This is a genomic window from Mesotoga sp. H07pep.5.4, assembly GCF_003664935.1.
GTDB classification, from domain to species: domain Bacteria; phylum Thermotogota; class Thermotogae; order Petrotogales; family Kosmotogaceae; genus Mesotoga; species Mesotoga prima.
This window is the reverse complement of sequence record NZ_JFHM01000013.1, coordinates 1-13,020: the sequence shown is the minus strand read 5'-3', so window position 1 is coordinate 13,020 and position 13,020 is coordinate 1. Positions and strand designations below refer to the sequence as shown.

At 47.2% G+C, this 13,020-nt stretch carries 11 protein-coding genes and 1 pseudogene; 5 read left to right on the top strand and 7 right to left on the bottom strand.

All coding sequences use genetic code 11. The features are described from left to right. Together Y696_RS14415 and Y696_RS14040 are read left to right on the top strand one after the other, a co-directional pair. Positions 1-153 (top strand): annotated as a pseudogene (locus tag Y696_RS14415) (group II intron reverse transcriptase/maturase); the annotation flags it as partial. A gap of 126 nt (positions 154-279) precedes the next feature. Next, positions 280-447, top strand: a complete 168-nt coding sequence (locus Y696_RS14040) for a hypothetical protein (RefSeq protein WP_183084197.1) — start codon at positions 280-282, stop codon at positions 445-447. A 215-nt stretch (positions 448-662) separates the two neighbouring features. On the opposite strand, the gene Y696_RS14035 is transcribed toward Y696_RS14040, so the two are convergent. Both Y696_RS14035 and Y696_RS08030 read right to left on the bottom strand, forming a co-directional pair. Then, positions 663-842: a hypothetical protein gene (locus Y696_RS14035; RefSeq protein WP_147435094.1), complete on the bottom strand. Its 180-nt coding sequence runs from the start codon at positions 840-842 to the stop codon at positions 663-665. Between the two features lie 44 nt (positions 843-886). Beyond that, entirely contained in the window at positions 887-2,035 is a 1,149-nt protein-coding gene (locus Y696_RS08030; RefSeq protein WP_121510203.1) for a Fic family protein, read from the bottom strand. A gap of 525 nt (positions 2,036-2,560) precedes the next feature. Here Y696_RS08030 and Y696_RS08025 point away from each other — a divergent pair. After that, on the top strand, positions 2,561-2,836 hold the full coding sequence (locus Y696_RS08025; RefSeq protein WP_121510202.1) for a hypothetical protein: 276 nt from the start codon (positions 2,561-2,563) through the stop codon (positions 2,834-2,836). A gap of 770 nt (positions 2,837-3,606) precedes the next feature. On the opposite strand, the gene Y696_RS08015 is transcribed toward Y696_RS08025, so the two are convergent. Both Y696_RS08015 and Y696_RS08010 read right to left on the bottom strand, forming a co-directional pair. Further along, on the bottom strand, positions 3,607-4,542 hold the full coding sequence (locus tag Y696_RS08015) for a GGDEF domain-containing protein (protein WP_121510200.1): 936 nt from the start codon (positions 4,540-4,542) through the stop codon (positions 3,607-3,609). Continuing rightward, the gene (locus tag Y696_RS08010) at positions 4,535-5,641 is read right to left on the bottom strand and encodes a B12-binding domain-containing protein (RefSeq protein ID WP_121510199.1); all 1,107 of its coding nucleotides are present in this window, start codon (positions 5,639-5,641) and stop codon (positions 4,535-4,537) included. Before Y696_RS08010 ends, Y696_RS08015 begins: the two co-directional genes overlap by 8 nt. A 514-nt stretch (positions 5,642-6,155) precedes the next feature. Between Y696_RS08010 and Y696_RS08005 the strand changes: the two genes are divergently transcribed. Then, entirely contained in the window at positions 6,156-6,944 is a 789-nt protein-coding gene (locus Y696_RS08005) for a hypothetical protein (RefSeq protein ID WP_121510198.1), read from the top strand. Between the two features lie 20 nt (positions 6,945-6,964). Here the strand turns inward: Y696_RS08005 and Y696_RS08000 are convergent, their stop codons facing one another. Continuing rightward, a complete protein-coding gene (locus Y696_RS08000) occupies positions 6,965-7,534 on the bottom strand; it encodes a phosphatase PAP2 family protein (RefSeq protein WP_014731222.1) in 570 nt (189 codons plus the stop codon). Between the two features lie 75 nt (positions 7,535-7,609). After that, positions 7,610-8,665, bottom strand: coding sequence for a tyrosine-protein phosphatase (locus tag Y696_RS07995; RefSeq protein WP_099772467.1), 1,056 nt, complete (start codon positions 8,663-8,665; stop codon positions 7,610-7,612). A gap of 1,452 nt (positions 8,666-10,117) precedes the next feature. On the opposite strand from Y696_RS07995, the gene Y696_RS07990 reads away from it, so the two are divergent. Next, entirely contained in the window at positions 10,118-11,203 is a 1,086-nt protein-coding gene (locus Y696_RS07990) for a Fic family protein (RefSeq protein WP_259459894.1), read from the top strand. A gap of 581 nt (positions 11,204-11,784) precedes the next feature. Here Y696_RS07990 and ltrA read toward each other — a convergent pair. After that, positions 11,785-13,020, bottom strand: a 1,236-nt coding sequence (ltrA, locus tag Y696_RS07980; RefSeq protein ID WP_121510195.1) for a group II intron reverse transcriptase/maturase, incomplete at its 5' end; no start/stop codon positions are given.

Below are 13,020 nucleotides of genomic sequence, written 5' to 3'. Positions count from 1 at the left end.
CAGCTTAACAAAGCCTTAGTTCAGTGGGTAAGAAACAAGTACAAGAAAAGGAGAGGTCACACAAAAGCGGGCAAATGGCTAGAAGCTCTTGCTCGCAGGGAGCCTCATCTATTTGTACACTGGACGATGGGGATATTCTATTCGGCTGGATAATGGGAGCCGGATGAATCGAGAGATTCAAGTCCGGTTCTGAGAGAGCCTGGGGGTGAAATCCCCCTGGGCTACTCACCAGTAAAAAGACCTAACAAAACGGGTCTCGGGTTTCGAGTCTGGGGTTTCGTGAACAAAACCGGCTCACCAATTCAGGGTTTCACTGTAACTGAGAAAGTTATCTCGATATCGGCTTTCGAAAGTCCCTTACTCTGTCATCCCGAACTTGTTTCGGGATCTGCACTTTTGAAGACCATGGCCGGTGGTAGCGAGTTGGGTGTTGGAAAGAGCTACTGAAAACCGGGTCACCGTTGAATCGTTCTCCGTTCGTCGAGGAGAACTTCGAAGCAATAGCATCAAGATTCCGACCAGGAGCTTTGTCGGAATGACGGCATTTGACTCCTTTCTCTGGGCTTCAGCTTGCAACTTGGAACAGCAACTTGCAACTGCTCTTCTTGAGGGACCAAGGACGACTCTTGACAGCGATCAGCGGGTTCTCCGCTTTTAAGCGTTCAGCGGCTCTTCTCCCGTGAGGTGGTACTGGCGAAGGTGAACCCTTCACTGGCGGCGATGATTCTCGCCTTTTGACCGGCTTCTGAGTGCTTCCCGCTGAAAGCCGCATCACTTCTGCTCTTAGTCTCCTCGGAGGACGGAGAACCTTTGACGGTGGACCTGAGAATGCTTCCTGCCAAAAGCAGCATCTCCAATATACTTGGTACTTCTGGAGGACGAGTCTTCATTTAACAATCTCAATCAACTCTGAAGCAATGTATTTCTTTCCGTATTTGCTTTGATCTGTTTGTGAAAGGACTCCCTTCTCACACAAAGCAGTGACCGCCCTTCTGGCGCTAACGTAAGTCACGTTTAGTCTTTCAGCAGCTAGCGGAATTGTAATTACAGGATTCTCGAATAGAGAATCAATTAGCGCTAGTGGAAGGGCTGAAGAAACAGGTTTTAGACGACCTATCCAGTTGCTTCTAAGATCCATGATCTCCTTCAGCTTATTCTTTCCTAGCTCAGACTGCTGAAGGACCGCCTTGAGAAAGAAGAGAATCCATCCATTCCAGTCGCCCTCAAAGCTTACGTTTCTCAATCTTGAATAGTATTCCTGTCGATTAGCTTCAAAATAGCCACTGAGATACAATCCCGGTTGATCCATCAGTCCCCAGTAAGTTTTGAGTAAAGAGATCAATAGCCTCCCAACCCTCCCATTTCCGTCCACAAATGGATGGATGGCTTCAAACTGATAATGAACCAAAGCCAACCTAACAAGTGGAGGTAGTCTAGATTCAGAGTTGATGAAATTCTCCAGTTCGCCAAGACAATCGTTCAGCTCTTCGGGAGGTGGGGGTACATAATCAGCTTCATTCAAAGTGCAGCCCGGTTTTCCAATCCAGTTCTGCGTTCTCCTTAATTCTCCGGGATATGAATAGCCTCCGCACACTCCCGACATGAGCACGGAATGTAACTCCTTGAAAAGTCGTGTTGAAATCGGCAAAGACTTCAGGCGTTCAAGACCATACTCAAGTGCCTTTAGATAATTCGACACCTCCCGAACATCTTCTGCCAAGGGAACACTATTTTGGTCAGCTTCAAAAAAGTAGAGATCCTCAATGTCCGAAGTCGTTCCCTCGATCTGTGACGAAGCAACGGCTTCCCTGCGAAAGAGAGGCCTGATCAACAATCGCGATCCTGGACTCCCAGAAAGAAACCCCGAAAACTCTCCCATCGCTCGATTTGCTTCACCGAGAAGAAACAGAAGGTCATTGTCATATACGAGCTTTGGTGGTAAGGGATTAGGTACAAACGCCCAGTATGTGAAGCTCGGACCGACTATCTTCTTCACTTTTCCTGGTGAACTAGAGGAAAACTGATCCGGTATCATTTTGCCCTCCAAATTGTGCGCAAGTACAATTCTTTTCAAGACAATTATACTATAGTGCTCATGAGTATAATTTTCTTGATCGGAGAAGTTACCTAAATTGAAGCATTTAAGGAGTAAACAAGCGCCGTGGGCTCTGTTTCCCTTCTATCAAGAGCAAGGCAAACTGTCGACAAGACTCTTTTCCGATTTATTGTAGAAGAACATAGATGCTGAAACAAGTTCATGACGCCGAGCACGGGGTATCGATTACAAGGTATGGAGTCCCGCGAACGGAAAAGGCTCATAGATTCAGGGTTTTTCTGTAATTGAGAAAGTTATTCGGGCAGCGCGTTTGGGAAGTCCCTCACATTGTCATCCCGAACTTGTTTCGGGATCTGGGTTTTGGACAAACCGTGGTTGGGAGTAGCATGTTGGGGGTTCTTAACCCTTCAAATCTCTAAGCAATCTCTAAGCGGCTTTTAAGCGGGCTCCAAGAAACGGGCCGTAGACTGAGAATGTACCAAAAATCATATGGAGGTGTAAGAGATGAAAAAGATAGTGTTAATTACGATAGCGGTTCTTCTGATCGGTGGAATGACATTGGCAGTAGGCTACGGAACGAAGACGATGCAGAGAGTTCAGGATCCTACAATCTGTGAGAACTTCGTAGATGCAGACGGCGACGGAATAAATGACAACTGCCCGAACGACGGTGTAAGAGAACTAAAGAATGCCCAGGACGGAACAGGTTACAGGCACGGAGCCTCTGGCGAAAAGGGACCGGGACTCGGCAGAGGATTCGGAAAAGCAGCACAGCTGTAAGAGATAAAACCCCTACTCAATCAGGTCAAGGGCCCGAAAGGGCCCTTGTTCTTATAATAATGAAATCAGAACAACAGACTTCCAAACCCAATTACTCGTCAGTTTCTCTTGTTCTGTCATCCCGAACTTGTTTCGGGATCTGGGCTTCGTGAAGACCGGGGTTGCGGGTAGCAGTGTGGGTTGGACAGTTCAAGAAAGGTTGGTTAACCGTTTAATGGTTCACCGTTCATCGAGGAGAACCTTCTCCAGAATGAGAATCTGTTCTTCGTTCTGATCAATGTCAGGAACCATCGACACGAGATTCTGAATCACGTTCAGATGACGGTATGTGACGTTTTCGCAATCACGTAACACTGTCATCCCGAACCTGTTTCGGGATCTGGTTCCAACCTGGATGCGCAGCCTCGGAACGAAGAACCGGTGCTTCTTGGCGCGGGCGAAGGACCAAGGACGGCTATTTGCAGCATTCAGCGGTTCTTCTCCCGTGAGGTGGTGCTGGCGAAGGCGAAGCCTTCACTGGCGGCGACGATTCTCGCCTTTTGACTGGCCTGCGCAGCAGACTGGTTTTTTTGCCTCCTGCGAAGCAGCCTCACTTCCCCGGATGATCCTCCGGGCATCACTTCCGCCGGGATCTTTCGGCGCATCACTTCCGGGGATGCTCCTCCCAGCATCACTTCTCAATGGAGTCGGCATTGCGTCCGCCGGTGTTTTTCGGCGCCTTGCGTCTTGTTTCAATGGGAACTGGCCTTCTTCAGCAGATGTGCCCGCTTTCAACGCACCACTCTGTTTTTTCCACCGGATTTTGCACTATAAAGAGCGTCGTCGACACGTTTTAGTATGCTTGACTTCGTGTCTGAAGGCTTAAATGTGGCGACCCCGAAGCTGGCCGTGACTGTCAATCCGAGCTTTTTCTCAGTCTCTCTCTCGAAGTTCTTCCGAACCTCTTCTGCGATCTCGGTAGCCTCTTCTGATGTCGTTTCGGGAAGCATTACAATGAATTCCTCGCCACCGTATCTCACGGTAGTCCGTCTTGGTGAGATTATTTCGTTTAGAACATCAGCGAACAGCTGTAGAACTCTGTCGCCTTCGGGGTGGCCTCTAGTATCGTTGACTCTCTTGAAGTCGTCTATGTCTGCCATTATTATGGAAAGAGGCTTGCAGGTCGAGCATAAGCTCTCTATCTCTTTATCTAGCCTGTTCATGAATTCACGTCTGTTCGACAATCCAGTCAGCGGGTCGCAGTTCATCAGCCTTTCTATCTCTTTATTTGCAGCCTGAAGCTCTTTGTTCTTACGCGCTAGCTCTCTCGTAAGCGATGCGAGCTCATCCGTAACCTTCGACATGCTCTCCATAATGTCTCCGGCCGAAAGGCCAATCTTCACGCCCAGAAACAGCCTCCTTGACTCGTCGACAAGCATGACAAATCCGCTCACTAGATGAATGTTCGATCTTGAATCGCTAAGACCGATTCTTACAGGCTTCGATCCATGTCTTTTCAATAGTGCTTGCGAATTGTCCACAACAAGATTGCAAATATTCTCGCCTTTGAGAGTATCACTTTTCTCCACTAGAGAAATCAGAGAGGGGCTGTGATCAAGGATCTTGCCTTCGTTGTCAAAGAGAATAAGGATTGCTCCAGATAGATTCTCGAGAGCGGAAAAGAAATCATCTTTATTCGAAAGGATAGCCTCTCTTAGCTCATTCACGCTCTTTCCACCATTGTTTGGCAAGCTCGATAGCCTCATCGGCCGATTCGGCAGTTCCATCGGCACCCAGTCTCTTCCAGAGATCCTCTGATTCGTTGATTACCAGACCTCCGACCATGATCCTCATTGTTTTGAAGTCACTATCATTGTGAACGGACTGAATTAGCTTTTTCGTGAGATCGAGATTGAAGGACATCGTAACGGAGATCGCCAGCAAAAAAGGAAGATTCTTCTTCAGATGCTTGAGCACTTCGGACACCGGTGTATTTGCTCCGAGATAGCTGACATTCCAGCCGCTCAGTTCAAGAAGGTCGGCAAGTATCCTTGCTCCAAGCTCGTGGTATTCGTTCTGCGAACTGAGCACAACGGCCTTTCTTCTGGGGTGCGAAGGTACGGTCTCGATCATGCTGTATGTGCTTGCCATAAGCCTATTCATAAGAGAAGTCGCGAGATGTTCCTCGGCAATGGATATCTCACCGGTCTGCCATAGGTAACCTATCTCGTACATTGCAGGCTGAACTACCTTCAAATAGAAATCGGCGAGCAATTTTTCGCTATTGATTTCACGGTTAGCAGTCTCTCTAAGCTTTTTATAATCGCCTGTGAGCAGGGCTAAGACGGTTTGCCTCTCGATAGCCTTCCAGTCCTCGTCAACCTTCATCTGGATAAGACCCTCTTGAGCATGTTCTACAGCCGCATTATGTGAATCCAACATTTCAAGATATACTTCGATTACCTGAGCGGCGCTTTCCGGAGTTAGAAACTCATCTATCGCCTTCATCCAGGCCTTCAAGACTTCAGGAAAGAATTCGACAGAGAAATCCCTCGAGGTGTAAGTCTTATATACCCAGGGTAGAGACTTCGCCAGGAGATCGTAGTCGTTCAGCTTAATGACGTTTGAGATGAATTGGAGATGATTCGAGTTGTTGTCATACATTATGTATAGCGGATTCATACCGAGAAGTTCAGAAATGTCCTCTCTCGCCGCCATAAGCTCGTTAACCCTCTTCAGCATCTTCTGTCCCTGAGACTCGTACTCCATAGCCGCCGAGGCTGAAACACTCAGATTTTTTCCAAAATCATCCGATACTCTCTGCATATAAACACTCCCAAAGTGATTTAATCGAATTCTAGCCTATTCCGCATATACATTATAAACTAATGAGACCTAGTTCACAGGAATCCTTCAGCTTATCATCTAACCCTGGTCAATCCGATGTAGAGAAAAGGCCAAATACACGGCGGCTTTTCGCTTCATAATTGTCTGACCTCTTTTGGCGTCCTAAAACCGGCAGAGGCGATATTCTGCGGCAAGTATCGATTATCCGATTTTGAGATTCGAGTTGTTACACAGCCTTCAAAGGTAGCCTGATGATGCCGGAGCATTCACAGAAGAAATTCATTTAAGTGTCCGATTTATTTCAGTATCTAATTGAAAAGCATAAAGCACTTTCCAGTACACATTCCCGTCTGAATGGAGTTTCTTTAGACTCGATTCGGAAATCTCTTAGACTAGAAATAGCCTCCCGTCTCTCCACCTTAATTCCCTATACTTCAACCCGTATAATGTAATTTTCGACTTCAGTCGTATGATCTCGATGGGAGGTGAGAAAATGAAACGTTTCTTCGTACCGCTCGTGATAGTTGTTCTGATCTTTCTTCTTTCGGGATGCATTTGGGGAGATAAGCCTCTTCCAAAGATTGTTCTTATAGATGACTCCCATGCAAACAGATTTGGAGGGGAAGAGAGCGAATTTTTCGATGGAATAATTGCTATTCTCGCGGCCAAGGGTTACGACTACAAATACTCCTCTGTCGAGGGGTTTGAACCGCAGAACTACGCGATAGTTATCCTTTCGATGCCCGGCGCTAGTTATTCTACTTCGGACATAGACAAACTGGAAACACAGCTCAGCAAAAAAGGCAAGATAATTATGATGGATATCCTTGCTGAGGTTCCGCCGGCAAGCACCTTCTTTCTAGATGCTCTTTCCGACGGCCTCAATACTGGCATAGGTTTTGTGTGGGGGCTTGTAACGGATACCGTCAACAACATCGGCGGAAACAAGATGATGATAACAACCGATAACTTCACGACCCACCCGCTTGCATCTACCCTCTCTGCGAAGATCGCCATGATGATGGCTACCAAGCTTACTGTGGAAGGGAATGCGACAGTCGCGATCTTTGCGGAATCATCTGCAATCTTCACTACCTATGTACCCAGTGGCGATGAAGTGACCTATGTACCGGAGGCTGCTCCTCCCATACCGATTGTAGTAGCATCCAATATCGGGGGAGGTAAAGTAGTAGCGATTTCCAGCGCATATGCATTTACAGGAACCCTTATGGGAATCGTTCCAGGCAACACCGACCTCTTCAGGGCAGCGGTCGACTGGTAAATCACCTACTAGAAACGTAGTTACTCTAAGCTGTCAGACTTGTCGTTTCTCTCGGGCTTGATAATAGTGTACTTATCGAAGAGCCATACGGTGAGAATTCCGCATGCTATACCGATAAGGGCACCGGCAATAACATCCGAGAAATAGCTGAAATAGACGTAAACCTCTGCCAGAGCTATTAGAGAAGAAAGTAGAGCTAGCGGGACCCTGAGCATTTTGACGCTGTTCCATAAGACTGCAGTGTAGGCAAAAGCGACGGCAACCGGAGAAGACGGAAAGGAATAAGTCTCGGGAATTGGAAAGATGATAGTATACCCCTCGATAAACTCGAGCGGCCGCAGCCGCCCGAAAACGGGCTTAAAGATAACGAAGGCAATCAGTAAACTTATACCGAGTCCCAGCGAAGTCATATAACCTGCCCTACGGTATTTCTTATCTAGGAGGAGAAAGACCGTAAGCAGGATCCATACTAAGGCTCCCCTCTCGAGAAACAGCATGAACGAGAGAAAGAGATCCATAAACTGTCCAGACATAACTGCATTAAGCGAATCCATAACCGAAAGCTCAATCTGATTAAGCGCATCCCACATTCTAGAACACCACCATAATCTCTAAGAAAAGGGGCGGTTCTAGACCGCCCCTCGATAATAACACTCTCTATAAAACTATCTAAGAATATCCTGAATTGCAGCGATCTCGGTGTAAGAGAGACCGGCCTTCTTCGTCAGGTAGTCTAAAGCAACGCTCTTCACGTTGAGATCGTCGACGGGATTGCCGTCGTTCATTATAACGAAGAGATCAACGATGATCTTTCTTACTGCTTCGTAAGCTGCGGTTCCCGGTACTACATTATAGTAGTTCTCGTAAGACTTGACATAATCGGCATAGATCTCGTCGGTCTTGGCGTTCATGATTGCGCCAAGCAGAGCAGATGCGATTCCGGCCCTATCCTTGCCTTCGACACAGTGAATCAGGTACGGAGGCTCGTGAGCTATCATGAATCTAAGGCCTTCTCCGAGTTTCTTCGCAAAGTCGTCTGCGAGAGGATCGACACCCATATTCAAATTGATTAGGTTGCCGGCCTCGCTGATGGACTTGTAGTACTCCGAGTATTCAAGATTTGATGCGAGCTCTTCATCTGAGTCGGAAAGATTGATGACAGTCTTGATACCGGCCTGCTCGATAAGAGCCGATGCGTACGGAGCCCTGGGATCGTCTATCGAAGGATGGGAGCATCTGTAAAGCTTACCTGGAGCAATATCTCCGAGGGTAATCTCTCTGAAGTTCGCGAAAATCTCATCGCTCGCGTAATCTTCCCTTACCTCGCTTCTCACAAGATGTCTTATCTCCAGCTCATCCTTGTAAGCCCCCTTCTCGACTAGACCCATATAGACGGGACTTCCAACTTCCAGTCCATAAGTCTTCGCAAAATTGCCATAGTTGATCGCGAGAAGAACATGATCGTCGGAATATCTCGCAAGCGGCTTCCCTCTGTCGACATCACCGTATGTGGTCACGAACGGAACCATGATAGTGGTCGTTCCCATCGTTACGTAAACCAGATCTCCCGCTTCAATAGCGGCGTAAACAACTGCTTCCATCGGGATATTCGTATGAACGTTACCGTACTTATCAATTTCAGCAACTGCACCAACGATTCCGGCGAGCATCAAAGCTGACAGAACCACAAATACACCCAGTAAAAACCCTCTTTTAAGCATAAAACACCTCCACTTATCCTTTTTAGACGTTAAGGTATTTGCACCACAATTATATCACCAGCGACTTTTAATCACGAAAAGAACAACCTTCACTATCCCGTCGACTTGAAGGTAATGCGATAGCCGCATGGCACTGTTGCTCCGCGTTAAAACACCTGATATACAGTTTATACCACAGATAAAGCCGTAGAGAAACGAAAGATCAAAGTGTGGGGATAACAACGGCTGGAAGTTATCCGGGCAGCAGTCTATGGGAGCCCTCCACTCTGTCATCCCGAACTTGTTTCGGGATCTTGGTTTTGGAGAAACCGTGGTTGGGGGTCGGAGGTCGGAGGTTGGAAAGAGCAAAGGATCAGTTGCAAGATGCAAGTTCCAAGTTGTAAGTAAAAAGACCTAACAAAACGGGTCTCGGGTTTCGAGTCTGGGGTTTCGTGAACAAAACCGGCTCACCAATTCAGGGTTTCACTGTAACTGAGGAAGTTATCTCGATATCGGCTTTCGAAAGTCCCTTACTCTGTCATCCCGAACTTGCTTCGGGATCTTGGTTTTGGAGAAACCGTGGTTGGGGGTCGGAGGTCGGAGGTTGGAAAGAGCAAAGGATCAGTTGCAAGATGCAAGTTCCAAGTTGTAAGTAAAAAGACCTAACAAAACGGGTCTCGGGTTTCGAGTCTGGGGTTTCGTGAACAAAACCGGCTCACCAATTCAGGGTTTCACTGTAACTGAGGAAGTTATCTCGATATCGGCTTTCGAAAGTCCCTTACTCTGTCATCCCGAACTTGTTTCGGGGGTCGAAGGGAAACCATGGTTGGGGGTATCGGGTTGGTGGTAGGAAAGAGCAAGAGAAACTGGTTCGCCGTTGAATGGTTCTCCGTTCGCCGAGGAGAACTTTGAAGCAATAGCATCAAGATTCCGACCAGGAGCTTTGTCGGAATGACGGAATCCAGTCTTTTCGCAATAACCGTTAATTGTCATCCCGATGAGACTGCCCTGAAATGCTCTTGTTCAGGGCCCCTGTTTGGGGATCTTGTTCAGGGTCATCCCGAACTTGTTTCGGGATCTAGGCTTTAGTAGGGGCCTTAAATTTCTTGTTATAAGATTTCCTCAGAAATGAAGTGAAATAGTGTTCTATATACTGGACAGTTATACCAACATCTGTTCGTTATAAAGGTCATTAGTTGACGAGTGGTTAATATCTTGAAGGATGATCTCGCCCAGCAAGAAGGTCCAGGCTCTCCTAACTGCCCTTTATACACCGAAAAGAGTTTCTTCTATCAACCAAGAGCAAAGCTCTTAGCACTGCAACGAGGAACAATCTCCCAGTATCCAGATCCTATAGGTTAACTGAATGCAAAAAATGGAGTCACGAAAGAAGGGATTTATCGGAAATATATCGGCAGTTTATCGGAAATCCAGTATAATTGAACTGCGATGAGAGGAGAGATATTTTTGAAAGTGAAGTGGGACCCACGGTATTCAATTACCGATAAGATAGCGGCCGATCTCATGACAATAGAAAAGATAAGGGTTCAATTGGAGAACGCGCAGATTCCTTTAAGCTCTCTTGCAAGAATAAGAGAGAGCGCAAGAATCCGATCAACACACTTTTCAACACAGATAGAAGGTAATCGCCTGACTCTTCAGGAAGCACGCGACGTCGTGAAGAATCAAAGGATTATCCAGGAAAGAGCTAGAGACTCAAAAGAAGTGAAGAATTACTGGGATGCTCTCCTCAAAATCGAGGAGTGGGCTAAAGAACTCAGACCGTTCGATGAGTATCTTATAAGGAAAACGCACTCGATTGTCGAGAAGGGTCTCAGAGCAAAGCCCTCCGCTTATCGAACCGAACAAAACGTAATAAGAGACTCTCTCACTAATGCGATCATCTACCTTCCTCCAGAAGCAAAGGACGTTCCGGAACTGATGAGCGAATTTGTTAACTGGGAACATGAGGCCCGGAATATGACCCCGGTCCCGCTGATCGCAGCGCTCGTTCACTACCAGTTCGTTACTATCCATCCCTTCTACGACGGAAACGGAAGAACTGCAAGACTATTGTCCACCTTCATTCTTCAAAGGGGAGGTTATGGACTGAACGGAATCTTTTCTCTCGAGGAGTACCACGCTCGCAACCTTCGGCTCTACTACTCCTCTCTCATTACCCACCCCCACCACAATTATTACGAGGGGAGAGAGAAGGCCGATCTAACCGGCTGGGTTGGATACTTCGTGGGATTGCTTGCAAAGGTTTTCGAAGCAGCTGGAAAGGAAGTCCTCGCTCAAGGAGCGATTCCTTCAGACCCCGTGCTCTTGAGAAGACTTGACCATAGGCAGAAGAATGTACTCTCTATGTTCTCTTCAAGAGATTCCTTGACTGTAAAAGAGCTGGCAAACAACCTGGGACTTTCGGACAGAATGGTGAGAAACATAGTAAATAAGTGGGTCCAAGAAGGCTTTCTCGAAGTACTCGATCCCTCAAACAAGAATCGAAGATATGGATTATCGGAAATATATCGGCAGTTTATCGGAAATGAAAGTTGAGGTTGATTCGCGGAATATGTTGGTATAGGAATCATTGGGAGGAATGAGTCAGTTTCGAAGCGGTAGGGTGTGTGCTCTTTGAAACCGCTTTGCTAACTCGTCCGCGGCAGGTGGCAATGTGCCTTTTATTTTGAAGATGCTTTTTCCCCGCGAATCGAAACTGGGCGCACGAAGTGCGACAGTCCTGATGTTGTGCATCACTTGTGTTTTTTGGTTGTTCTTGCCGATACTTGCAGTGACTGGCCTCAGCTTGAAGCTGAGGCTGGCACCACGAAGTGGTACTGGCGAAGGCGAAGCCTTCACTGGCGGCGATGATTCTCGCCTTTTGACTGACCTGCGCCAGCATACTGGCTCCTTTTTGCTTCCTGCGAAGCAGCCTCACTTCCCAGGATGATCCTCCGGGCATCACTTCCCGACGCAGTCGGTCTAACGTCCCCGCATGTTCTTCGCCGGCATTGCGTCCGCTGAGGTCTTCCTTACAACCAACAACAAAGCTCTTAGCACGGTGAGTAGCCCAGGGGGATTTCACCCCCAGGCTCTCTCAGAACCGGACGTGAACCTCTCGATTCATCCGGCTCCCATTATCCAGCCATATAGAATATCCCCATTGTCCAGTGTACAAATAGATGAGGCTCCCTGCGAGCAAGAGCTTCTAGCCATTTGCCCGCTTTTGTGTGACCTCTCCTTTTCTTGTACTTGTTTCTTACCCACTGAACTAAGGCTTTGTTAAGCTGACTCAGTACTGTATACATCTCAAATCTGCGAAAGTGTCCATAGTAGTTTATCCACCCTCTTATTACCGGGTTGATTCTTTCTGAGAGTTCTTCAATACTCAGGTATGACTTGGTTTGAAGTCTCATTCTCCGGATCTTCTGTCTCATCGCCTTCTTTGCCTGTTCACTCACTGCAGGATTGAAGCCGTAGAAGATTCTCCCATTTCTGTCTTTGCAGCTACGAACTCTGAAGGTGTATCCTAGAAAGTCAAAGCTTGTATTTGGATACTCGTCCTTCCTTTTATCGTCTTTGCAGTAGACAATACGGGTCTTCTCTGGATGAAGCTCCAGTTTGCATTCTTCCATTCTTTCTTTGAGACTTTCAAGAAGAAGCCTGGCTTCCTCCAGAGTTCTACAGTGTATCACTCCATCATCCGCGTATCTGGCAAAGGGCTTATCCGGATGAGTTCTCTCCATCCACTTGTCGAAGGCGTAATGCATGAAGAGGTTAGCCAGTACAGGGCTTATTACCCCTCCCTGTGGCGTTCCCTTGCTCCTCTCTTCGACTCTTCCATTCGCTTGTATAAAGGGTGCTTTCAGCCATCTCTCTATGTAGAGTATTAGCCATGGAATCTTCACATGTTTCTTGACTGCCCTCATTAGTAGTTCATGGTCTATGTTGTCGAACAGTCCTTTAATGTCGAATTCCAGTACCCAGTCATACCGCCAGCATCTCTGCCTCGTTACTTCAAGGGCATCTATCGCTGACTTTCCCTCCCTGTATCCGTAGGAGTCCTTATGGAAGTATGGATCTACCAGGGGATTTAGATAGATTTTGGCTACCATCTGGGCTACTCTGTCCCCCACTGTGGGGATTCCCAGTACTCTCTTTCCTCCACTCTTCTTTTCTATCTCTATAGCTTTTACTGGAGGTGGAAAGTAACTGCCCGAGGTCATTCGATTCCAAATCTTGTAAAGATTGTTGTCCAGATCGGCTTCGAACTCTTTCAGGCTTACCTCGTCTATTCCTTCTGCCCCTCTGTTCTCTTTCACTTTCTTGAATGCTTCCAGTACTACTTTCTTGGGGATTTCATACGACCTCAT

Coding starts and splice junctions, on each gene's coding strand:
- Y696_RS08010 (WP_121510199.1), bottom strand. CDS start 5,641: ATGCAGAGAGTATCGGATGATTTTGGAAAAAATCTGAGTGTTTCAGCC.
- Y696_RS08000 (WP_014731222.1), bottom strand. CDS start 7,534: ATGTGGGATGCGCTTAATCAGATTGAGCTTTCGGTTATGGATTCGCTT.
- Y696_RS08025 (WP_121510202.1), top strand. CDS start 2,561: ATGAAAAAGATAGTGTTAATTACGATAGCGGTTCTTCTGATCGGTGGA.
- Y696_RS08030 (WP_121510203.1), bottom strand. CDS start 2,035: ATGATACCGGATCAGTTTTCCTCTAGTTCACCAGGAAAAGTGAAGAAG.
- Y696_RS07995 (WP_099772467.1), bottom strand. CDS start 8,665: ATGCTTAAAAGAGGGTTTTTACTGGGTGTATTTGTGGTTCTGTCAGCT.
- Y696_RS08005 (WP_121510198.1), top strand. CDS start 6,156: ATGAAACGTTTCTTCGTACCGCTCGTGATAGTTGTTCTGATCTTTCTT.